Source organism: Rothia sp. BD8, from assembly GCF_044878465.1.
Lineage (GTDB): Bacteria > Actinomycetota > Actinomycetes > Actinomycetales > Micrococcaceae > Rothia > Rothia kristinae.
On record NZ_JANJES010000008.1, the window covers coordinates 84,164 to 103,734 of the forward strand.

Annotated in this window: 23 protein-coding genes and 2 pseudogenes; 8 read left to right on the plus strand and 17 right to left on the minus strand. The window is 69.1% G+C overall.

The genetic code is table 11. The annotated features are described in order from the left end of the window. Window positions 1–35: 35 nt before the first annotated feature. The gene (gene arsM, locus NQ707_RS07885) at window positions 36–863 is read right to left on the minus strand and encodes an arsenite methyltransferase (protein WP_260006974.1); all 828 of its coding nucleotides are present in this window, start codon (window positions 861–863) and stop codon (window positions 36–38) included. 87 nt (window positions 864–950) lie between these two features. Here arsM and NQ707_RS07890 point away from each other — a divergent pair, with 87 nt between their 5' ends. After that, complete coding sequence (locus NQ707_RS07890; RefSeq protein ID WP_075514600.1) at window positions 951–1,334, plus strand: metalloregulator ArsR/SmtB family transcription factor; 384 nt, start codon at window positions 951–953, stop codon at window positions 1,332–1,334. Between the two features lie 45 nt (window positions 1,335–1,379). Continuing rightward, the gene (locus NQ707_RS07895) at window positions 1,380–1,862 is read left to right on the plus strand and encodes a hypothetical protein (protein WP_260049599.1); all 483 of its coding nucleotides are present in this window, start codon (window positions 1,380–1,382) and stop codon (window positions 1,860–1,862) included. Window positions 1,863–1,939: 77 nt separating this feature from the next. On the opposite strand, the gene NQ707_RS07900 is transcribed toward NQ707_RS07895, so the two are convergent. Both NQ707_RS07900 and NQ707_RS07905 read right to left on the minus strand, forming a co-directional pair. Then, entirely contained in the window at window positions 1,940–2,515 is a 576-nt protein-coding gene (locus NQ707_RS07900) for a recombinase family protein (RefSeq protein ID WP_075514602.1), read from the minus strand. 196 nt (window positions 2,516–2,711) lie between these two features. Next, entirely contained in the window at window positions 2,712–2,921 is a 210-nt protein-coding gene (locus NQ707_RS07905) for a helix-turn-helix domain-containing protein (protein ID WP_375542912.1), read from the minus strand. 3 nt (window positions 2,922–2,924) lie between these two features. On the opposite strand from NQ707_RS07905, the gene NQ707_RS07910 reads away from it, so the two are divergent. Next, window positions 2,925–3,284, plus strand: coding sequence for a helix-turn-helix transcriptional regulator (locus tag NQ707_RS07910; RefSeq protein ID WP_006590980.1), 360 nt, complete (start codon window positions 2,925–2,927; stop codon window positions 3,282–3,284). Further along, a complete protein-coding gene (locus tag NQ707_RS07915; RefSeq protein WP_100463413.1) occupies window positions 3,281–3,883 on the plus strand; it encodes a cadmium resistance transporter in 603 nt (200 codons plus the stop codon). Before NQ707_RS07910 ends, NQ707_RS07915 begins: the two co-directional genes overlap by 4 nt. Before the next feature lie 220 nt (window positions 3,884–4,103). Here NQ707_RS07915 and NQ707_RS07920 read toward each other — a convergent pair whose 3' ends face one another. From NQ707_RS07920 to NQ707_RS07930, 3 genes are all read right to left on the minus strand, one after another. After that, window positions 4,104–4,952 (minus strand): hypothetical protein, encoded by an 849-nt coding sequence (locus NQ707_RS07920; protein ID WP_404435357.1) that lies wholly within the window; start codon window positions 4,950–4,952, stop codon window positions 4,104–4,106. Between the two features lie 89 nt (window positions 4,953–5,041). Further along, window positions 5,042–5,380: a hypothetical protein gene (locus tag NQ707_RS07925; protein ID WP_404435359.1), complete on the minus strand. Its 339-nt coding sequence runs from the start codon at window positions 5,378–5,380 to the stop codon at window positions 5,042–5,044. Window positions 5,381–5,463: 83 nt separating this feature from the next. After that, window positions 5,464–5,610 (minus strand): antirestriction protein ArdA, encoded by a 147-nt coding sequence (locus NQ707_RS07930; protein ID WP_224799545.1) that lies wholly within the window; start codon window positions 5,608–5,610, stop codon window positions 5,464–5,466. Between the two features lie 274 nt (window positions 5,611–5,884). Between NQ707_RS07930 and NQ707_RS07935 the strand changes: the two genes are divergently transcribed. Beyond that, window positions 5,885–5,944: a hypothetical protein gene (locus NQ707_RS07935; RefSeq protein ID WP_224799675.1), complete on the plus strand. Its 60-nt coding sequence runs from the start codon at window positions 5,885–5,887 to the stop codon at window positions 5,942–5,944. A gap of 241 nt (window positions 5,945–6,185) precedes the next feature. Here NQ707_RS07935 and NQ707_RS07940 read toward each other — a convergent pair whose 3' ends face one another. After that, complete coding sequence (locus NQ707_RS07940) at window positions 6,186–6,575, minus strand: heavy metal-responsive transcriptional regulator (RefSeq protein ID WP_058730782.1); 390 nt, start codon at window positions 6,573–6,575, stop codon at window positions 6,186–6,188. Window positions 6,576–6,681: 106 nt separating this feature from the next. Between NQ707_RS07940 and merA the strand changes: the two genes are divergently transcribed. Continuing rightward, window positions 6,682–8,106: a mercury(II) reductase gene (merA, locus tag NQ707_RS07945; RefSeq protein WP_404435389.1), complete on the plus strand. Its 1,425-nt coding sequence runs from the start codon at window positions 6,682–6,684 to the stop codon at window positions 8,104–8,106. Window positions 8,107–8,476: 370 nt separating this feature from the next. Here merA and NQ707_RS07950 read toward each other — a convergent pair whose 3' ends face one another. From NQ707_RS07950 to NQ707_RS07985, 8 genes and pseudogenes are all read right to left on the minus strand, one after another. Beyond that, a complete protein-coding gene (locus NQ707_RS07950) occupies window positions 8,477–9,364 on the minus strand; it encodes a hypothetical protein (protein ID WP_064725087.1) in 888 nt (295 codons plus the stop codon). Between the two features lie 412 nt (window positions 9,365–9,776). Beyond that, window positions 9,777–10,238 (minus strand): annotated as a pseudogene (locus NQ707_RS07955) (relaxase/mobilization nuclease domain-containing protein); the annotation flags it as partial. After that, window positions 10,235–10,697: pseudogene (locus NQ707_RS07960) on the minus strand (hypothetical protein). The pseudogenes NQ707_RS07960 and NQ707_RS07955, both read right to left, overlap by 4 nt. Next, window positions 10,694–12,115 (minus strand): Rep family protein, encoded by a 1,422-nt coding sequence (locus NQ707_RS07965; RefSeq protein WP_058730785.1) that lies wholly within the window; start codon window positions 12,113–12,115, stop codon window positions 10,694–10,696. Before NQ707_RS07965 ends, NQ707_RS07960 begins: the two are co-directional and overlap by 4 nt. Before the next feature lie 318 nt (window positions 12,116–12,433). Next, window positions 12,434–12,682: a hypothetical protein gene (locus NQ707_RS07970; RefSeq protein WP_196825858.1), complete on the minus strand. Its 249-nt coding sequence runs from the start codon at window positions 12,680–12,682 to the stop codon at window positions 12,434–12,436. Continuing rightward, window positions 12,682–12,894 carry a hypothetical protein gene (locus NQ707_RS07975; protein ID WP_061225162.1) on the minus strand — a complete coding sequence of 71 codons (213 nt, stop codon included), beginning with the start codon at window positions 12,892–12,894 and terminating at the stop codon, window positions 12,682–12,684. Before NQ707_RS07975 ends, NQ707_RS07970 begins: the two co-directional genes overlap by 1 nt. Before the next feature lie 182 nt (window positions 12,895–13,076). Continuing rightward, window positions 13,077–14,513 (minus strand): recombinase family protein, encoded by a 1,437-nt coding sequence (locus NQ707_RS07980; protein ID WP_061225161.1) that lies wholly within the window; start codon window positions 14,511–14,513, stop codon window positions 13,077–13,079. Window positions 14,514–14,555: 42 nt separating this feature from the next. Beyond that, window positions 14,556–14,807, minus strand: a complete 252-nt coding sequence (locus NQ707_RS07985) for an LLM class flavin-dependent oxidoreductase (RefSeq protein ID WP_081101463.1) — start codon at window positions 14,805–14,807, stop codon at window positions 14,556–14,558. A gap of 143 nt (window positions 14,808–14,950) precedes the next feature. On the opposite strand from NQ707_RS07985, the gene NQ707_RS07990 reads away from it, so the two are divergent. Further along, a complete protein-coding gene (locus tag NQ707_RS07990; protein ID WP_061225159.1) occupies window positions 14,951–15,865 on the plus strand; it encodes an arginase family protein in 915 nt (304 codons plus the stop codon). Here the strand turns inward: NQ707_RS07990 and NQ707_RS07995 are convergent. Further along, on the minus strand, window positions 15,852–17,009 hold the full coding sequence (locus NQ707_RS07995; protein WP_404435363.1) for an AI-2E family transporter: 1,158 nt from the start codon (window positions 17,007–17,009) through the stop codon (window positions 15,852–15,854). The two genes, NQ707_RS07990 and NQ707_RS07995, sit on opposite strands and share 14 nt — an antisense overlap. 320 nt (window positions 17,010–17,329) lie before the next feature. On the opposite strand from NQ707_RS07995, the gene NQ707_RS08000 reads away from it, so the two are divergent. Then, window positions 17,330–17,764 carry a hypothetical protein gene (locus tag NQ707_RS08000; RefSeq protein ID WP_058730791.1) on the plus strand — a complete coding sequence of 145 codons (435 nt, stop codon included), beginning with the start codon at window positions 17,330–17,332 and terminating at the stop codon, window positions 17,762–17,764. Between the two features lie 102 nt (window positions 17,765–17,866). Here the strand turns inward: NQ707_RS08000 and NQ707_RS08005 are convergent, their stop codons facing one another. Then, window positions 17,867–19,537, minus strand: coding sequence for a YdiU family protein (locus tag NQ707_RS08005; protein ID WP_404435365.1), 1,671 nt, complete (start codon window positions 19,535–19,537; stop codon window positions 17,867–17,869). Window positions 19,538–19,571 lie beyond the last annotated feature (34 nt).

Below are 19,571 nucleotides of genomic sequence, written 5' to 3' on the forward strand. Positions count from 1 at the left end.
GCTGCTCAGCCTCCTCGTCAGCTCGGGGTATGCGGTTAGTTCGTAGGCTTAGTGGCGCGGATGATCGCGGCGTGCATCCCGTCCGCGGCCTCGTGCGTGAACTCCACGCTCGCACCCGTGAACCCCGCCTTGGCGAGGCCGTCGAGGTACTCGGTCTTCGAGAGGGCTCCGGCGATACAGCCGACGTAGGAGCCGCGCTCGGCCCGCTGTTCGGGGGTGAGGCGGTCTTCGGCGACGACATCGGAGACCCCGATCCGCCCGCCGGGGGTGAGGACGCGGAACATTTCGGCGAGCACGGCGGGCTTGTGGGTGGAGAGGTTGATGACGCAGTTGGAGATCACCACATCCACCGCCCCGTCCGGCAACGGCACGTCCTCGATCGTGCCCTTGAGGAACTCGACGTTCTCCGCACCGGCTTCGGCCTTGTTCTTCTCGGCCAGGGCGAGCATCTCGTCGGTCATGTCCACCCCGTACGCGAACCCGGTCGGCCCGACCCGACGGGCGGACAGCAGCACGTCAATACCGCCGCCGGAACCGAGATCGAGCACGCGCTCACCCTCGTGGAGCTCGGCGACCGCCGTGGGGTTACCGCAGCCCAGGCTCGCCTCAACAGCATCGAGTGGGAGCCCGGCGGCGGTGGCGTCGTCGTAGAGACCCGCGCCGAAGCTACGCTCGGTAGGAGCGCAGCACGACTCGTCCGCCGCCTCATTCGATCCCTCTGTAGCAGGGGTGCTGGAACAACACGAGGAGGCAGGCGTCTCTTCGACCAGGAGGTCGGCGTTGCGGGTGCCGGTGCTGACCGCGGTCGCGGCCTGGGCGTAGCGGGCGCGGACCTGTTCGCGCAGCTCGGTGTTCTCGCTCATCATCTGCTCCTCGGGATCGTAAACCTCTACGCATTGATACTCTTCGATGCATCGACAGTTGTCAATGCGTGGCGTAGGATCGGGAGCATGACAACCTCACTGCCGCTGATTGCGACCGATGCCGGAGGGTGCTGCGCCCCGGTGACCGGCGGGGTGCTCGCGGTCGAGGATGCGCAGCAGTTGGCGCGGATGTTCAAGGCGCTCGGTGATCCGACCCGTGTGCGGCTGTTGTCGATGATCGCTGCGCAGTCCGGAGGGGAGGCGTGCGTGTGCGATCTGACCGAGCCTGTCGGCCTCTCCCAGCCCACGGTCTCGCATCACATGAAGCAGCTCGTCGACGCCGGCCTGGTCACGCGTGAGCAGCGCGGCAAGTGGGCCTACTACGCGGTCGTTCCCGAGATCCTGGGGATGCTCTCGGCCGCGCTCGACCCGCAGACACTGAGCACTAACACTCCCGCGTGCTCCTGCTGAGGAGATTCGGGGTTCAGCGGCGCAGGGCGGCGTAGCGGTGCCACGATGCTCCCGCGAGGGTTCCAGTTCGTCGGGCTCATGCTCAAGGCGGGGCTGCTGGTGCTGCCGGAGGACGACGGCCCCGATTTCCGCGAGACGAAGGGTGCCCTGCGCACGGCATGGCGGGAGTTCCAGGCGTTCCAGGCCCGCTCGCCCATCTGGCGGCTCGCGCTCATGGCCGTGCTGTACACGGTCGGCTTCATGGTCGTGCGGCTGCTGCTGACGCAGGCGATGGGGATCTTCCAGAACGTCTGGATCGCAGGCGGCATCTCGGCGCTCGTCGCCTCGGTGATCGTCGCCCCGACGCTCATCAGCAACCTCATCAAGGGGGTCGGCTCCAAGACGGGCGTGAAGGTCACGAAGGACAAGAGCGACCGCGATGTCGAGCATGTGCGCCGGGGCGAGGGCGTGAAGCCCTCGCCGGCCGACGAGGCCGGGTTCATCCCTGAGGTCCCTGAGGACGACAACGACTGGAGGCAGTCTGCGTGAGACCCGCACCCCGTTACCTCCCACACGGTAAGCGCCCCGGACGAGATGTCCGGGGCGCTTCTGTGTGTCGTGGGGGCTCAGGTGGTCGCGTAGGCCCCGGAGCCGCTCAGGGCGGCGTAGAGGGTCGTGCGGGACACGCCCAGCTCCCTGGCCACCCGAGCATGGGCGACGCCCGTCTCGACCCGCTCACGGGCCTCGGTGATCTGCTCGGGGGTCAGGCGCTTGGTGCGGGCGTACACGCCCTTCTTCTTGGCGATGGCGATGCCCTCGGCCTGGCGCTCCCGGATGGTCGCCCGCTCGAGCTGTGCCATCGCTGCCAGCACGGTGAGCATGAACTCTCCCTGCGGCGTATCGGTGTTCAGCGCAGGATTGTCGATGAACTCGATCTGGACGTCCTTGGCGCGCAGCTGCTCGACGAGGGCGAGCAGGTCGGTGGTCGACCGGGCGAGGCGGTCGGGGCTCTTGACGAGCACGGTGTCGCCCTCGCGGACGTACTCGATCATCCGGGTCAGCTCGGGGCGCTCCCGACTGCTGCCGGAGATCTTCTCCGTGAAGATCTTGTCGGCCCGGCTGAGCACCTCGAGCTGCCGGTCGAGGTGCTGGTCGGCCGAGCTGACCCGCGCGTAGCCGACGAGCTTACCTGTGGTGTTCATATCGTCTAGACCCCCTGTGCAGATGTGTCCATCCTATCAAAATGCGACCCTGGTGAACAGATCGTAGTCAGGGACTCGCCCCGTGTTCAACGGGTACACCTCGCTGGACAGGTGCTCAGCTGGTAGGTGACCACACTGTGGATGTGATGGCTTGGTGGCGGGTTTCTGTGATTGCTCAGTGGCGGTGCAGGCGCGGTCAGGTGTCGGCCGTGGTGCGGCGCAGCTCGCGGTAGATGGTGGTGCGGGAGACGCTGAACAGCTCGGCGAGCTCGGCTTGGGTGTGTTCGCCGGCCGTGTGCAACGTCAGCAGGTGCTTGCGCTGAGAGGGCGAGAGCTTGGGCTTCTTGCCTTTGAGTTTGCCCTTGACGCCTGTGACCGAGTGTTCAGTTCGCGCTGTATAGTTCACTGCATGCTGACTATTGCTTCGCGTCTCGACGTGATGAACCGCCTGGGTCGTGCACTGGCCGACCCCACTCGATCCCGGATCATCTTGACCCTGCTCGACCATCCCGCTTACCCGGCGGAACTGGCCCGAGATCTGGACCTGACACGCCCGAACGTGTCCAACCACCTGGCATGCCTGCGCGATTGCGGGATCGTCGTCTCCGAGCCCGAGGGTCGTCGGACACGATATGAGATCGCCGATTCGCACCTGGCGCAGGCGCTGACGGCACTGGTCGATGCCACCCTGGCAGTGGACGAAGACGCCCCGTGCATCGATCCCGCCTGCTCGCTTCCCGGATGCGACGCAGCTGGGGAGGGCGCATGATCCTCACCTCGGTCTTGCAGGCGATGGGCCTGTTCGCAGCGACCAACATCGACGACATCATCGTGCTCTCCCTCTTCTTCGCACGAGGGGCAAGCCAGCGCGGCACTACCGCCCGCATTCTGGCCGGCCAGTACCTCGGATTCGCCGGCATCCTCGGTGCCGCGGTCCTGGTGACCACCGGCGCCGGAGCATTCCTGCCCTCGGCAGTCATCCCGTACTTCGGTCTCATCCCTCTGGGCCTCGGCCTCTGGGCCGCATGGCAGGCCTGGCGCGGAGACGATGACGACGATGACGACGAGGCCAAGGTTGCCGGCAAGAAGGTCGGCGTGTGGACAGTCGCAGGCGTCACCCTTGCCAACGGCGGCGACAACATCGGCGTCTACACCCCTGTCTTCCTCAGCGTGGAACCTCTCGCAGTAGTCGCCTACTGCATCGTCTTCCTCGCGCTCGTCGCGGTCCTGGTGGCCCTGGCAAAGTTCGTCGCCACCCGCCGCCCGATCGCCGAAGTTCTCGAACGCTGGGAGCACATCCTCTTCCCCATCGTTCTCATCGGCCTCGGCATCGTGATCCTTGTCAGCGGCGGAGCCTTCGGACTCTGACGTAGCGGCAGCGATCCAAACGGCCCCGACCGGGCGCACCCCTCTCGGTCCAGACCGCGACACCTACCTGCAGCCAGTCCTGCGTGATCGCGGCAACAAGACCGCCACAGAGCGCTGCAAAAACCCCGCCACCAAGCGAACGAAGCCACAACCACACCTCCCGATGCCCGGTGATCCGACGAAGGAGGATCGACGGGCGCCCTGTTCTGCGTGCGGGGCCTCAGCCGTCCTCGAGTCGACGCAAGATGTTCGCCAACAGAATCACGGCATCCGCGGTGATGCCGGTCGTGGTCCGGTCGGCCTTCGGTGAGTGCTTCATCTTGTGGGCGAGAGCCGATGCCTTCTTGGTCAGCCCCCGCAGCTCCTCATTGGACTTGCCGGGCAAACGGTGGTCGATGTACGCGCCGATGCGGATGTCGGTCTTGTCCACCGGAGGCTCTGAGAGTCCCGGTGGGCAGTGCACCTCAGGGTCGTAGACATGGGCGCTGAGCGCCTCGAGGACGCCGACGCAGCGGTTGCCCACGTCCTTGTAGTCGACAGGCGTGGAGGCTGACCTGAAGCGATGCCGCAGCTGTGAGATGTGATCGTAGACGTCAGTCCAGCCGAGATCGCCGTGCGGCGAGGTGCCTTCGGTCAGTTCGCCCATGAACTGCTGTTCCTCTGCCTCCTCGAGCTGATCTTGGATCGGCCGGAACACCTTCTCGATGATGTCGCGCCGAGCTTGCCAATCCCCATAGGCACCTTCAGCGATCCAGTGACTGTGGAAGGACGAGAAGTCGCGCCACGGAGGGTCGAAGACGATGCCTCTTCGCTTGAGGAGCATGCGGAGCGCCCTGAGCGCGGCCCTCGCCTCGTCCTCGTCGGTCCGCAGGTGCGACTTCTCGGTGCCGTAGGACTCGTACTCTGCTCGGACGAGCCTGGTGAGCTCGAGCGCTGTCTCCAGTGGGTTCGGGTCGTGGGCGGTGCCCTGTGCGAGCTGGGTGATCAGGTCGGCGTTGAGAACCGGCTTCGATGAATCCCAGGGGTTGCCAGTCCCTGCTGGCTCCTGGAAGAAATCACTAATGCGCATGCTTCATTATCCCTTGACCCCTGCATTCACGGAGATCAAGAAAAAGACCCCCGAGGAGCGGATGCTCCCCGGGGGTCTCGTGATCGCGCTCAGCTCTCCTGCTTCTGCAGCAGCTTCGAGGCGACGTGGTTCTGGTGCGGGATGGTGATCGAGCCGTCGTCGTTGACCGTGCCGTAGACGTTGTAGCTCATCAGGCCGACGAAGGTCAGCTCGTCGCCGTTGCGGCTCCAGGAGCAGTCGTCGTCGATCTCGGCATGCGGGTTGGTCTGCTCCTGGTGGCCGCAGGTGCCGTCCTCGCCGAGGATCAGCATGTAGCGCCCCTCCTTGGCGTCGAGGTAGGTGCCCTCGAGGTTGTTGCCGCTGCAGCCGGCGAGCAGGGCGGTGGCGGCGATGGCGAGCGTGGTGGCGGTGATCAGGTGGCGTCGCATGGTGGGGCTCCTATGGGAGGCAGGGATCTGTCAGACATGCTATAGGCGCGTTTACGTGACAGTGCAGTAAACGCGCCTATAGATCAGAGGTTGCGGAAGACGATGACGCCGCCGTCCTCGGCGTCCTCGACCGTGTAGTCCATGAGCAGGTCACGTGCCCACTGGTCGTAGTCGATGTAGCGGCGGGCCTCATCGGAGACACCCTCAAGGAGGCCGCCCTCCTCGAGCATGTGGTCGGCGTACTCGCGTCATGAGCACCACTCGCCCTTGTACACGTCCTCGAACGCCTCGAGCGACGGGAAGTCGCCCTCACCCTCGGCGACATAGCTGCCGGACCGGACCCAGGCGAAGAGGGCTTCCTGCTGGTGCTCCGGCACCGAGGTGAGGACGCGACCCCACTGGGCCGCGGTCATGGGGTCCATCTCGCCGGTGACAGGGATGCCCTCGTGGTCCATCACCCAGAGTTCTTCGTGGTCGGTCGCGTGACCGTGCAGCTGGGCAGGGGTGACCTCGTCGCAGTCCTCGGCGTCGTACCACCTGCCGACGAGATCGGCTTCTGAATAACACGTGAGACAGCCAAGCCACGCGCGGGGCTCGGTGTGGCGGATGATGCGGGCGCTGGTCGTCATGGGGTCCTCCTCGTCCGTGAGCAGGCTGATCACCTACTCCTCGGGAGGTCTCCCGGCCACGCCTGGCGTGGCGTGTCAGCGGCTGCTGTGCCACTTCGACGACACGAGCGTCATGAAGCTAAGTGCTCGTAGCGCATGTTCGTTTTATGGCTCTCGTTTTCTCGGTCCGCGTCCCTCTACAGGTACCGGCAGACCTGGTCTGGGCTGCATGTGTCGGGGTCCGGGTGCGCGGCGTCGTGCCGGAGGTCGGCGATGGTGCCGTGCAGGGCGGTGAGCTGGGCGATCTGCTGCTCGATCTCGGCCAGGCGCGCGTCGAGGAGGTCTCGCACGTGCTCGCAGGGCGCGTGGCCGCTGTCGCGGATGTCGAGGATTTGGTGGATCTGGGCGAGGGTGAGGCCTGCGGCCTGGCCACGGTGAACGAAGTCGATCCGGGCGACGGCGTCGGGCGCGTAGTCGCGGTACCCGGATGGCGTCCGGTCGGCCGGGGGCAGCAGTCCCTGCTCTTCGTAGAACCGGAGCGTCTTCGAGGTGGTGCCCGCGCGTTCGGCGAGTTCTCCGATGCGCATTGCGGCCTCCGATCATTCGGCAGGGGCCACGCTTGGCCTTCCCCTGCACTGGAAGGTCCAGTATGGCTGAAACGGAACAGAAGTCCAAGCCTTGACGGGAGCAGCGATGCCTACGAAGTACGATCTCGCCATCATCGGATCGGGCGGCGGAGCGTTCGCCGCCGCGATTCGCGCGACCATGCTCGGGAAGTCGGTGGTGATGATCGAGCGTGGCACGCTCGGCGGCACCTGCGTGAACACGGGCTGCGTGCCGTCGAAGGCCCTCATCGCCGCCGCCGATGCACGGCACGTCGCCGCCGACGCCGCCGACCGGTTCCCGGGGATCGCGACGACGGCAGGCCCAGTGGACATGCCCGCGCTGATCGCCGGGAAGCAGGCGTTGGTCGAGACGATGCGGGGCGAGAAGTACGCCGACGTCGCCGATTCATACGGGTGGCACGTCCGGCGGGGAGACGCCGGGTTCGCGGGCACCCCGGACGCGCCGGTGTTGGAGGTCACCGCCGCAGACGGAGCGGTCGAGACGATCGAGGCCGAGCACTACCTGGTCGCCACCGGTGCGCGGCCGTGGGCTCCGCCGATCGACGGCCTGGACGAGGCCGGGTACCTGACCTCGACCACGGCGATGGACCTGACCGAGGTCCCCGAGTCGATGCTGGTGCTCGGCGGCGGCTACGTTGCCCTGGAGCAGGCGCAGCTGTTCGCCCGCCTCGGCTCCCAGGTCACCGTGCTGGTGCGGTCCCGGCTCGCGTCGAAGGAGGAGCCGGAGGTGTCCCGGACACTGCAGGAGGTGTTCGCCGACGAGGGCATCCGGGTGGTCCGCCGCGCGGTGCCGACCCGGGTGTCCCGGGACGCGGCGACCGGGCAGGTCGTGGTTACCGCGGACGTGTCCGGCGGCTCGCAGGAGTTCCGCGCCGACCAGGTGCTCGTCGCCCTCGGACGCCGTCCCGTCACCGACGGCTTGAACCTCGATGCGGTCGGGGTGAAGACCGGGGACTCCGGCGAGGTGGTCGTCTCCGACCATCTGCAGTCGTCGAACCCGCGGATCTGGGCCGCGGGCGACGTGACCGGGCACCCGGAGTTCGTCTACGTCGCGGCCCACCACGGCACCCTCGTTGCCGAGAACGCGTTCGCCGACGCCGACCGGTCCGTCGACTACTCCCATCTGCCGCGGGTGACGTTCACCGGACCGGCGATCGGCGCGGTCGGGATGACCGAGAAGGAGGTCGTCGCCGCGGGTATCCGCTGCGACTGCCGCGTGCTGCCCCTGGAGTATGTGCCCCGGACGGTGATCAACCACGACACCCGCGGGTTCATCAAGATCGTCGTGAACGCCGATACGAGCGAGATCCTCGGCCTCACCGCCGTCGCCAAGGACGCCGGGGAACTCGCCGCCGCAGGCGTCCACGTGCTCGGCAAGACCATCGCCGAAGTCGCCGACGCCTGGGCCCCCTACCTGACCATGACCGAAGGCATCCGGATCGCCGCGAAGTCCTTCACCACCGACCCGTCACTGCTCTCGTGCTGCGCATGAACGGCAACGCATGCAATCGGGGAGATCTCATCCGGAAGAGGTGCAGACGATGAGCGCCGATCACGACCGCGACGAACGGCGCGCCGGTCCCATCGTCGCCGCAGGGACCGGGCTGCTCCTACTGGCATGCTGCGCGCTTCCGTTGCTGCTCTCCTGCGGCCTGCCGCTCATCGCGGCGGGCGGAGCACTCGCAGGCGTCGGAGGGCTCCTCGGCAATCCCTGGATCATCGGTGCCGGGATCGCCGTCGCGATGGCCGTCACGGCCGGGATGCTCGTCAGGCTACGGCGGCGGCACCGAGGCCGCAGGACTGGCTGCTGCGAAAATCCTTCGACTGCTGATCGGAACCGGTAGCTCGATCGGATCCAGCCATCACCGCCAACGGGGCCACCTCGGCATCCCGCGGCCCTTCCAGGTCTCCACGAGACCGGCGACCCAGCGGACGGACGCGAAGAGTCCGTAGCCAGCCCCGGCGAGGCCCATGGAGACCACGAGCCAGCGACCGATCCCGAGCCACACGCTCCCGTCCACGTCGAGGGCCCACTGAGCGCCCGTGATAAGCCCGGCGACGGCCATCCAAACACCCGCGACGATCACTGCGACCGGCAGCAGCGCGAGGCACATCGACGCGGCGACAGACCAAAGCTGACGGGCCTCCAGCTTCGCCGTTGTGGCGATGATCTTTTCGGCCCGCTCGTTCGCGGCGTCAATCTTGGCTGTTGCCACGGCCCCGGCGACGGCAGCGGCCCTCTCGATCGACTGCACAGCCTGATCCCGGGCCGTGCTGATCGCACTCGTCGCCTCGGCGCTGGCTTGGGTGATCGACTCCCGCCAGGCCTTCTGCGCACCGTTCGCGGCCCGCTCGAACTTAGCCCGGCTCTCATCGAGATGCTTGGCGGCAGCCTCGGACTTAGAGGCTGAGCCCTTCAGACTCTCCCCGTTGAGGTTCACGCTCATACCCGCGAGAGTGGACGCGATTCCGGCGAGCAGTTCGCTGTTCTCGTTCGACTCCGGCGGCGGCGACGTTGAGGTCAGCTGATGCGAGATCGCGGAGAGCTGCTTCTCCTGCTCCTCGCTGTCCACCTTCACGAACCCCGCGAGCTTCTTCTGCTGCTCGGTCAGCGTGGCGATCCTCGTATTCTGCGCCTCGACGGCGGCGAGGATCGAGGTCAACAGCTCCATCGTCTCCGGACTGCCGAGCGGTTGCGGCGACTGCACGGGCCCGTTCTGCTGCTTCAGCCTGTCGAGTGCTGCGCTCATGTTCCTGCTCCTTCTGCTGCTGGTGGTAGTCGAAGAACGCCTGCGCGCCCTCCGGGGTGAAGTCCGCCGAGAGTGCGCTCGTGCGCTTGCGGCGCTCGGCACGCCCGGACTCGCCGCGGCGGTCCTCGATGTAGAGCGTCCAGGTCTCCTGCCCGGCGCGTTTGCCCTTCTTGCTGACGGGGCTGTGCAGCCGCATCCGTGGCACCCGATCCCCGTCATCACCGAGCTGCTGGTTCTGCTCCTCGATCACCGAGACCAGACCGGCCTTGTCCACCGCGCGGGGATCGGCCAGCGCCGCACTCATCCGGTCGCCCATCTCGCGGTCGAGCGACCCCTCGGCGAAGTCTTCGCGGCGCAGCTCCCAGTCCTTCGGCGCGTGCTCCAGCCGCTTCACGACCGAGAGCCCGTGCTCGCGCATCAGCTCGTCGTTCGCCGACTGCACGCCCTTCTGATTCCCGGCCTTGCGGTCGTGGAACGTGCGATAGTCCGAGAGCGCCTTTCCCGTGCGGTTGTTGTGATTGAGAACCAAAATATGGTTGTGCGGCTTCTTTCCCCGCCCATCCACATGACTGACGACGAGGCAGTCGGAATCCGGGTGCATCTTCTTGGCGAGCTGGTAGCCCAGGTCGTTCACCCGCTGCACGTGTTCGGGGTTCTTCGGGTCGAACTCCTCGTCGCTGAACGACTGGCGGTAGTGCAGCGTCTCGACCTCGCGCGTCGTGTTCTGCGTGAGCGCCCGAGCGCGCGCCGAGAACGCGCCGGGGCCTCCCGGCACATCGCACGTGATCGCGACGCCCCGCTCGTCCTCCTTGCCCCGGATATAGCGCTCCGTGTCGGCGGCGCTGGCGCTCGGGCTGTAGTGCGTCGTGCTCATGACGCCGTCCGATCACCGAGCAGGGCGCGGACCTCGCGCAGCAGCTCGATCAGCTCGGGCACCTCCGACGACAGCGCCACCGCCTCACCGGCACGTGCTCGGTGGTCCAGGTCGTTGACGTTGATCGCCAGCGGGCGGATCTGCGCGGCCAGCTCGCGCGCGTCCGCCGACACCTGCGCGCGCGCCTCGACGCCGAGCAGGTGCGCGGCCACGGCGGCGTCCAGCTCCTCGCTCCGAGAGGCGTGGAGGGCATCGCGCACGACGGCCCGCACCCACGTGCTCGGAGCCAGCCCGAGCCGTGTTCACCTGGGAGTCGGTCTGCTGCTCCACCTGTACGCCAGAGTGGCAAGCAGTAGGCATGTCGGACACATCGCTGACGCTCGTGTCCTCCATGTCTGCTTGCGAGGGGCCTCCGGCCCCCTCGACCCCCTGGAAGAGCGCGTCCAGTTCGGTGCTCATGCGGCACCTCCGATCAGTGCCAGCGGCACGTCCGGACTCCGCACGGCGAGCCCGCTCAGCAGCTCCGCGACCGCGCCGTCCGCGTCGTGGTCGGCCGAGGTCTCCGGACCGTAGGTCAGTTCCCGCGACCCGGCGTTCCGGTGGTACGCGTTCCCGTACATGCCGGGCGTGTGCGCGGCGGCCGGAACGCTGCACTGATGCCACTCGTAGGGCTCGATCCTTCCGATGTGCTGCACGAGGTAGCGGTTGATCTCGTCGGCACGGTAGACCTTCACGACCGAGGCCAGGCGGCGGATGAACTGGTCCAGCGCCTCGTCCACGTTGCCCTTCTGACGGGCGTAGTAGAAGAACTCGACGGGCTCGATCGTCGCCGTGATGACGATGAGACGCGGGGCCACCTCGCCCTTGTTCTTATAGCGCGCCTTCGCCGGGGAGGCGTTGTACGGATCGAGCAGCAGCAGCCAGTCGTTCGCGTCCATCGCCGAGGCGCGCAGATCGTCGAGCAGCAGCAATTCCTCCCCGCGCCAGTCATCGAGGGGGTTCCCCGTGGCGGCCCGGTAGACCTGCCACCGCTCGCCGTGGGCGTTCGCCGCGTTGATCGCCTCGGTGATGAAGTCCGTGGCGAACCGGGTCTTGCCGATACCGGCATCCCCGTGCACGAATACCACGTGCGTCGAGAACTCACCGGCGCGGAGCTTCGCCGCCGCCCGGTACGCGCGGCGTTGACCGTAGGCGGACAGGGCATCGTCGATCTCCCGCTGATGCCGCGAGTAGATGTCGAACAGTTCATCGGTAAGCATGATCTGATCGCGCGTGATCTCGCCCTGGAGCACGCGCTCGCGCATGTCCTCGAAGTTCTCGGCGACGACCTTCTTCTTCACGTGGGCGCGACCCTTGAGCCACGTCTCCCGGCGCTGGGCGTCGATGCCGAGGTAGTCCGGCCCGCGCACCGTGGCGACCTCCGAAGGCGCGTACTGGTGCTTGTCCGCGTACTTCACGTGCGTCAGGTACGAGAGCATGTTGTCGAAGGCGTACCGCCCGCGACCGGGCTTCTCGACGTACTGCGGTTCGACGCCGATGCCAAACGCGAGCCGATCCAGAGGCGCGCTCTTCGCGCGGCTGGCGAACTTGATCACCGCGTGCAGGTGATCCGGCTTCGGCTCGACCACGAGGGTCTTCTCGGTGTCGCTCCAGACCTCGCGCTCGTCCTTGTCGTGCACGATGCCGTAGGCCTCGACGACCTCACAGCCGATCGCCTCGAGCCGCTGCACCACGTAGGCGAGGATCGCCCCGGCTCCCTGCTGGAGCAGCGCGGCCCCGTTCGCGTCCTCGGCGGCCCAGGTCCAGTACGACGGATCGAGGTACTGCGTGAGCCCGATGCTCGTCGGGTTGTTCTCCTGCTTAGCCACGGCGACCACCGCCCAGGACGTCGGAAGGAGCGTACGGCGCCTTAAATGACCCCCTATTGACCTCCAAATGATCCTGCGGGGTCACGCGGTGGAGCGAAGGCGAAACCGGCAGCTGACCAGGCATGTTGTTGCATGGCGCGGCAATCGACAAGCCCTTGCCGCGCCCGTAGGAACGGATGAGGCTTCCAGAACTCTTGGAGTGCGGAGCACGGATGAGGACGGGCATCACGACGACGGGCAGCCCGCCTCCGGCGGATGCCAGGCCAGGCCCATCGGTCGGGCTGGTCAGGTCAGCGGGAGCGGTGGCGCTGGTGCGTTCGGCGGCGTTCATCGGGCACTACCCTTGTGGTAACGCTTGATGACGGCCTGATGCGTGACGCCGAGGGCGTCGCCGATCTTGGCCCAGGTCACCCCGTCGGCGCGGGCATCGGCGACGGCCATCTCGACGGCCTCCTCCAGCACGGAGCGGAGCACGCCGAGGTCGTAGAGGTGCGCTTCGCTGTCGGCGAGGGTGGGGTCGCCCACACGCCAGCGGAAGCCGTTCACGTGGGCGAAGGCGGCGGAGTTGGCGCTCATCAGCGATCACCACCCATCACGGCGGCGACCGCGGCCCGCTGGCGCGGAGTCAGCGGCATGCGGGCCAGGCGCTCACCAGCTCGGCGACCGGCGGCGAGGGCGGCAGCGATGACGGGATCGAGCCCATCAGCCTGCGGATCGGGGGTCGAATCCTGGTCGAGCCCAGGGCAGTCCAGCGCAGATGCGCGGGGAGCGTCGATAACGACAGACATCGGAAGTCCTCAAACATGAGTGTGCTTCCGGTTCCCCGCCACGGTAATTGGGCTGTTTGACCGGCTACTCATCCGGGAGTAGTACCGCCAGCTTCAAAGTCTGGCCCCCGGTGGGATCTTCTTGTCTGCAACCAGACTCCCACGAGTCGACTCACCAGTCCACTGACGAGTCGACTCGCGTGTCAGTCGCGACGCGGCTCTATACGAATGAGGTCGGGGTCGAACTTCACATGACCGGGCGCGATGGGCTCGATGGTCACCGTCACCAGCTCGTCCACGAGCATCCGGCGGCGGTCCACGTCCAACGTCTTCCACTTCGCCTCGACCACCTCGCGGCGCTCCGCGGTGCCGACCGGCTCGTCCACGTCCGCGAGCAACTTCGCCGCCACCGACACCGAACGGTCGAGCAGCTCCGCGTCGATCTCATCGATGCGGGCCTTCACGTCGTTGATCGCCGCCGTGATCTCCAGGACCGGCTGATGGATGTCACGCAGCAGCGGGCTCAGCTCCTTCACCCGCTCGACCAGGGCGTTCCGCTCCGTCAGCAACTCCTCGTGATCTGGCCCATCGTCCTCCTGCGGCATCACGAGGTTGTGCACATCCACCGAGGACAAGCGGGTGAGCACCGCCTCGGTCACCATCGCATCGACGGGCTCGCGCTGGCGGGTGAGATGGAACTGCTCGCCGCAGCGGTACGTCGGCTGCTTGCGACTGTTCGTCCCGGAGACGAGCGTCGCGCCGCACTTCCCGCACAGCCCGATCGTGGACAGAAGGTACTTCGGCTGGTTACCCTGCCTCGCCGACCTTCGCACGTTGTCCTCCAACTTCGCCACCGCGGCCCGCCACGTTTGCTCGCCGACGATGGGCGGGAACGCGTCGCCCTGCACCGGGTACAGCTCGCCCGACGCGTAGTGCTTGATGTAGCCAGCGTAGAGCGGGTTCGCCAGGAGGTAGCGCACGGCATCGACGGAGAACTCCGACCCGCGGGCGGTGAGATGACCGGCACCGTTCAGATCCTCGCGGATTCGCCGGATCGACAGCGACGGCTCGCCGAGGAACGCGGCGAAGGCCCGCCGGACGGCGTCGGCCTCCTCCGGGATCAGCTCGCCCTCTCGCGTCCACCCGAACGCCTTCCAGGCGCTCGTCGGGATGCCCTCGAAGCGTCGGCGCTCGTTCGACCTGATCTGACGCTCCGCCTTACGCCTGGCCTCGAACCGGGCCAGTGCCGCGAGCATCGTCGCTCGGAACTCACCGTCGGCCGTCGAGAGGTCGATCTCGCCGTCCACGGTGACGACCCGCAGCCCCAGGTCAATCAAGGTGTTGAGGTCCTTCGTGCTGCGCAGCAGCCGGTCCATGTCCACGGCGACCACCATCGAGAAGCGGCCCGCGCGGGCGTCGTCCAGCATCTCGGCCCAGCGGGTGCCAGCGCGGCGCTTCTTCGTCGCCGACACGGCGTTGTCCTCGTAGACCTCGACGACGTTCCAGTCCTTGGCCTCGGCCAGCGCCCTGATCTTCCTCAGCTGCGTATCGACCGTCCAGCGGTCGCCCTTGCGGTCCATGGAGGCGCGGACGTACGCGGCCACCTCGTTCGTCTTCCTCAGCGCTACCAGTTCGACCATGCAACCAAGCTTACGGAACGAGTGTCACAACCGCGACATGCTCTAGCGCATGTCGATGACGCCGTTGCCCACCTCGATGCGGGAGGTGCGCGCGGCGATCGCGGACAGCAGCGGCATGGGTGCGGCCGCCTGCGGGGCGAAGTGGTGAACCCGGAAGTACGCGCCGTTCACCCCCAGCTCCTCCGCGCCGACGGCGATCTCCACGGCGTCGTGCAGCATCTGCCGGGCATCCACCCCGTTGCCCGCGGGGCCGGTGCCGTAATGACCGAAGCTCAGGAATCCAAATGCTTTCATGTTCAAGCAAACCGCCCCGGGATGACGGTTATTCCCGCCGGCATTCCGGGGATCCGCTGCCCCGCCGGCGGTGCGGCGCGGAACATCCGCAGCGGCGGCCCGGTTGTGCCGGGGGAAGCACCCGAGCACACGGAGGAGAACCCATGAGCACCGGAAGCGCATCCCCAGCCGACGCCCCCCGGGAGCAGGGCCGCACCCTGCGCCTGATCTGGCCGCAGTGGCAGGGAGCCGGGCAGGAGATGGTCGCCCAGCTGCTGCCCGAAGCGCCCCTGGATCGGGCCCGCCGCGGCTACGCCCTGGGCGCCCGCTTCCTCGAGGCCATGCTGCCCGAGCACGACGGACCCACCGAGGTGGTCCCGGTCCCGCAGGAGGAGTCGGGCTCCACGGGCGGCATCGAGTCCCGCGAGCAGATCCTCGCCTCCCTCGACGCCGCCCAGGAGATCCTGTCCCGGCACGGGGACGCGCCGCGCATCCTCACCCTCGGCGGGGAGTGCTCGGTGAGCGTCGTCCCCTTCACCGAGCTGGCCCGCCGCCACGGGGAGGACCTCGCGGTGGTGTGGATCGACGCCCACCCGGACGTCGACACCCCGGAGACCGGCTACGACGGCTACCACGCGATGGCCGTCTCCGCGATCGTCGGGCAGGGAGACCCGGAGATCCTGGACAGGCTGCCGGCGGCGGTGGATCCCGCGCGGGTGGCCCTGGCCGGGCTGCACGACGGCGAGCAGGACGCCCTCGCCCACCTCGACGAGTGGGGTCTGAGCTCCTTCTCCCCGGCGGATCTGCGTGAGAGCACCCGCCCGCTGCTGGACTGGCTGGCCGGGACCGGGGCGGGCAAGGTCGCGGTGCACCTGGATGTGGACGTCGTGGACAGCGACGAGGCCGCGCTCGGTCTCGGCCTGGTGCCCGGCGGGCTGACTCGGGCGCAGGTGCGCCGCATCATCGCGGACCTGGACGAGGCCGCCGACGTCGTGGGGCTGAGCATCGCCGAGTTCATCCCCCGCTCCGTGCTGGCCATGGAGGCCCTGGTGGACGGGCTGCCGCTCACCGAGCGGTAGCGGCCTGCTCCTGCGGGTCCGGGGCGGGCAGTCGGTGCGCGACGCGCCCGCGCATGTCCCGGAACACCCGGACGCTGGCCCACACCACCGCGGTGAGCGGGACCGCCAGCAGCGCCCCGGCCACCCCGCCCTCGTGGGCCCCGATCGCCAGCACCGAGATGATGACCACCCCGTGCAGGCTCAGGGCCGAGCCCATGACCTTGGGCTGCAGCACGTGGTGCTCCACCTGGTTCACGATGATCACCACGATCGTCAGAACCACCGCGGCCGCCGGGCCCGCCGCGACCAGGGCCACCAGGGCCGCGGCGAAGCCGGTGACCAGGGCCCCGACGATCGGGATGAACGCGCCGAGGAAGATCAGCGCGGCCAGCGGGAAGGCCAGGGGCACGTGCATCACGAGCATCGCCGTGAGATCCACGATCGCCGCGAAGGCCGCGATGATCACGGTCCCGCGGATGTAGCGGCCCAGCACGTGCACGCTGGCCCGCCCGGCCTCGTTGGCCCGCTCGGTCAGCCGCTGCGGCAGCCACCCCACCAGGAAGGCCCACATGCGGGGGCCGTCCAGGAGGAAGAAGAACAGCATCACCACCATCAGGAGGGATCCGGCCAGCAGCTCGGTCACCACCGAGACGCCCTCCACCGCGCTGGAGCCGGCGTCGCTGGTGCGCAGGTACTCCCCGGCCTTGAGCAGGTACTCGTTCAGGTGCGTCTCATCCAGGGGCACCCCCCAGCCGGTGAGGATCTCGGCGAGCCGGTTGGCTCCCTGCTGCGCCTGGGCGGAGAGGTCCGGCCATTCGTCGATCACCGTCATCACGATCCCGGAGATGATGCCGGCCAGCACCAGCAGGATCGCCAGCAGCGCGGTGACCGCCGCGCCCACCCGGGAGAAGCGGGCGCGGGTGCGCAGGGCCCGGATGATGGGGTTCATCGCGGCGGCGATGATCAGGGCGATCAGCAGCGGCAGGGTCACCAGCTTCAGCGTCGCCGCCAGCCACACCCCCAGGCCGACGACGCCCGCGATCAGCAGGGTCTGCAGGCACCGGATCGCGGCCCGCCCGTAGGCGTCGCGCCACAGGCCCCGCACGGGGGCGGCCGGCGACGCGGCGGGGGTGGTCTCGGCCGGCTCGGCCGCGGGGGTCTCCATGACTCCACACCCTAGACCCGCACCCGTCCCGCCCGCCCGGGCGCGGGCAGCTGGGAGTCTCCTGGGGATCCGGTCACGCTCGGATCACGCGGCGGCACCCGAGCGCCCCGACGGCGAGGCTCGAAACCCGGTCCCGGCAGCGGTGCGCCCCGCCGTCGCCGGCCGCGACGGGGCGCCGCACCCGGGGTGACCGTCCCGTGACCTTCTCGGACCGCGGATCACGGCCCGGTGAAGCCCCGGCGCGGCGGGCCTACGGTGAGGGTGTCCCCCGGGAGGAGACCCCTTCCGCGGGCAGCGACACGCAAAGGAGCATTCGGATCATGACCCGCCATCCTCAGCACCGCATCGCCGCCGTCTCCGCCGCCGGAGCCGCCCTCGCCCTGGGCGCCGGCATCCTGGTGGCCGGTCCCGCGCAGGCCGAGGACGCCGCGTCGACGCCGACCGGCACCGCGACCTCCACGCAGCAGACCACGGCTCAGCAGGCCGCCGCCTCGCAGAGCCCCGAGTCCTTCGCGAACCTGGCCCTCGTGCGCTCGGCCACCGAGCCCACCGTGTACTGGCTGAAGGCCCCCGCCCCGAACGGGATCGGCGAGGTGCCCGCCCCCGACGGGACCTACAGCGTGGATCTGACCAGCGGGGATCAGCACGAGCACTTCGAGGTCACCTCCCACGAGGGTCGGCTGGATCTGAAGGACTCCCACATCCTGAAGACCGCCGCCTTCGACCCGCAGATCACCGTTCAGTGGGTGGGCTGAGGCCCGCCCCCTCCCCCGACGCCGAGCCCGCGCGCGCACCCTTTCCCGGAGGCGCTGCGCGGGCTCTCGCGTGTCCGGATGAGGCGGCGTGAGGGGTGATCCTCAGGTGCCGCAGTAGGTGGTGAACCCGCGGGTCTGCGCCCCCGACGGTGCGCCCAGCCGGGTGTTGCCGGGCCGGTGCTCGAAGGGGTGGGAGACGGCGTCGAGGATCTCCAGCACCGGGCCGATCTCCCCCGCCTCCGCCGCGTCCAGGGCCTCCTGCAGCGCGTGGTTGCGCGGCACGACCCGCGGGGCGCTTCGGCGCATCAGCGCGGGATCCGGCCCCAGCTGATGCCAGCGGGCGAGCCACTCCCGGAAGCGCGGGTCCGCCGCGAGGCCGGGGTCCGGGGAGGGGTCCGCTCCCGGCTCATCCCGCGTGCCCTCCGCGGCGCGTTCGGCCCGCGGCCGGGCGCCGCGGGAGCCATGCCCGTCGGCCCGCGCGGGATCCCCCGACTCGGCCACAGGGATCAGGGCGCCGAAGGTGTCCGTGTGGTCCGCGGCGTGCTGGGCCATCAGCCCCAGCAGGTCCTCCACCGCAGCGGCGGTCGAGGGCGCGGCGGCCTCCCCCTGCACCCGCAGCCCGATCCTGGCGGCGAAGAGCCGGAGCCGCTCGGCCTCGTAGACGGGCGGGAATCCCGCGAGCGCCTCCTGGGCGAGGTCCACGGCCCGGTCCGGCTCGGCGTCGAGCACCGGCAGCAGGGCCTCGGCGCAGCGGGCGAGGTTCCACTGCGCGGCCGCGGCCTGGTTCCGGTACCGGTAGCGCCCGGTGCGGTCGATCGAGCTGAACACGGCGTCGGGATCGTGGGCGTCCAGGAACGCGCAGGGGCCGTAATCGATCCCCTGCCCGGAGAGGGCCATGTTGTCCGTGTTCATCACCCCGTGCACGAAGCCCACCGCCTCCCACGCGGCCACCAGCCGCGCCTGGGCGAACACGACCCTCCGGTACAGCTCCAGCGGCGGGTTCGCGGCGTCGGCGGCCTCCGGGTGGTGGCGGGTGATGCACCAGTGCGCGAGCCGGCGCACCAGCTCCGGCCCCCCGGTGCTCAGCGCGTACTGGAAGGTGCCCACCCGGACGTGGCTGTGCGCGACGCGGGCGAGCACCGCCCCGGGCAGCTCGACGGTGCGCCGCGGGTCCGCCCGGTCCGGGCGGGGCACGAGGGCCCCGGTGGCGGCCACACCCAGGGAGCGGGTGGTCGGGATGCCGACGGCGTGCAGGAACTCCCCGACCACGTGCTCGCGCAGCATCGGCCCCAGCACCGCGTTGCCGTCGGCGCCACCCCGGGCGAAGGGGGTGCGTCCGATGCCCTTCAGGTGCAGCTCCCGCAGGGACGCCGGATCCGGGGTTTCCCGGGCGGGGGCATCGACGTCGGCGTCGGCGGGATCCCCCGGCGCGGCGGGGCCGGGGGATGCGACGGCTTCGGGGGAAGCGGCCTCGGGGAAACCCGCCGCGGCGTCGGGGAGGTCGCCGAGCAGCAGGGCCCGACCGTCGCCCAGGCGCGGGGACCAGCCGCCGAACTGGTGCCCGGCGTAGGCCAGGGCGGCGGGCCGGGTGCCGGCGGGCAGGTCGGTGCCGGTGAGCAAGGCGGCACCGGTGCGGGTGCGCAGGCGCTGCGGGTCCAGGCCGAGCTGTGCCGCGAGCCCGTCGTTGACGAGGACGCTGCGCGGAGCCGGTGCAGACTGCGCGCGCCACGCGATGCCGAGCTCGGGGAGATCCTGGAGGAAGGAGGAGCGCATGCCCCCAGTCTCCCACCGGGATGCGGGGGCGGGC

Coding starts and splice junctions, on each gene's coding strand:
- arsM (WP_260006974.1), bottom strand. CDS start 863: ATGAGCGAGAACACCGAGCTGCGCGAACAGGTCCGCGCCCGCTACGCC.
- NQ707_RS07890 (WP_075514600.1), top strand. CDS start 951: ATGACAACCTCACTGCCGCTGATTGCGACCGATGCCGGAGGGTGCTGC.
- NQ707_RS07895 (WP_260049599.1), top strand. CDS start 1,380: ATGCTCCCGCGAGGGTTCCAGTTCGTCGGGCTCATGCTCAAGGCGGGG.
- NQ707_RS07900 (WP_075514602.1), bottom strand. CDS start 2,515: ATGAACACCACAGGTAAGCTCGTCGGCTACGCGCGGGTCAGCTCGGCC.
- NQ707_RS07910 (WP_006590980.1), top strand. CDS start 2,925: ATGCTGACTATTGCTTCGCGTCTCGACGTGATGAACCGCCTGGGTCGT.
- NQ707_RS07915 (WP_100463413.1), top strand. CDS start 3,281: ATGATCCTCACCTCGGTCTTGCAGGCGATGGGCCTGTTCGCAGCGACC.
- NQ707_RS07920 (WP_404435357.1), bottom strand. CDS start 4,952: ATGCGCATTAGTGATTTCTTCCAGGAGCCAGCAGGGACTGGCAACCCC.
- NQ707_RS07925 (WP_404435359.1), bottom strand. CDS start 5,380: ATGCGACGCCACCTGATCACCGCCACCACGCTCGCCATCGCCGCCACC.
- NQ707_RS07930 (WP_224799545.1), bottom strand. CDS start 5,610: ATGCTCGAGGAGGGCGGCCTCCTTGAGGGTGTCTCCGATGAGGCCCGC.
- NQ707_RS07940 (WP_058730782.1), bottom strand. CDS start 6,575: ATGCGCATCGGAGAACTCGCCGAACGCGCGGGCACCACCTCGAAGACG.
- merA (WP_404435389.1), top strand. CDS start 6,682: ATGCCTACGAAGTACGATCTCGCCATCATCGGATCGGGCGGCGGAGCG.
- NQ707_RS07950 (WP_064725087.1), bottom strand. CDS start 9,364: ATGAGCGCAGCACTCGACAGGCTGAAGCAGCAGAACGGGCCCGTGCAG.
- NQ707_RS07970 (WP_196825858.1), bottom strand. CDS start 12,682: ATGAGCGCCAACTCCGCCGCCTTCGCCCACGTGAACGGCTTCCGCTGG.
- NQ707_RS07975 (WP_061225162.1), bottom strand. CDS start 12,894: ATGTCTGTCGTTATCGACGCTCCCCGCGCATCTGCGCTGGACTGCCCT.
- NQ707_RS07980 (WP_061225161.1), bottom strand. CDS start 14,513: ATGGTCGAACTGGTAGCGCTGAGGAAGACGAACGAGGTGGCCGCGTAC.
- NQ707_RS07985 (WP_081101463.1), bottom strand. CDS start 14,807: ATGAAAGCATTTGGATTCCTGAGCTTCGGTCATTACGGCACCGGCCCC.
- NQ707_RS07990 (WP_061225159.1), top strand. CDS start 14,951: ATGAGCACCGGAAGCGCATCCCCAGCCGACGCCCCCCGGGAGCAGGGC.
- NQ707_RS07995 (WP_404435363.1), bottom strand. CDS start 17,009: ATGGAGACCCCCGCGGCCGAGCCGGCCGAGACCACCCCCGCCGCGTCG.
- NQ707_RS08000 (WP_058730791.1), top strand. CDS start 17,330: ATGACCCGCCATCCTCAGCACCGCATCGCCGCCGTCTCCGCCGCCGGA.
- NQ707_RS08005 (WP_404435365.1), bottom strand. CDS start 19,537: ATGCGCTCCTCCTTCCTCCAGGATCTCCCCGAGCTCGGCATCGCGTGG.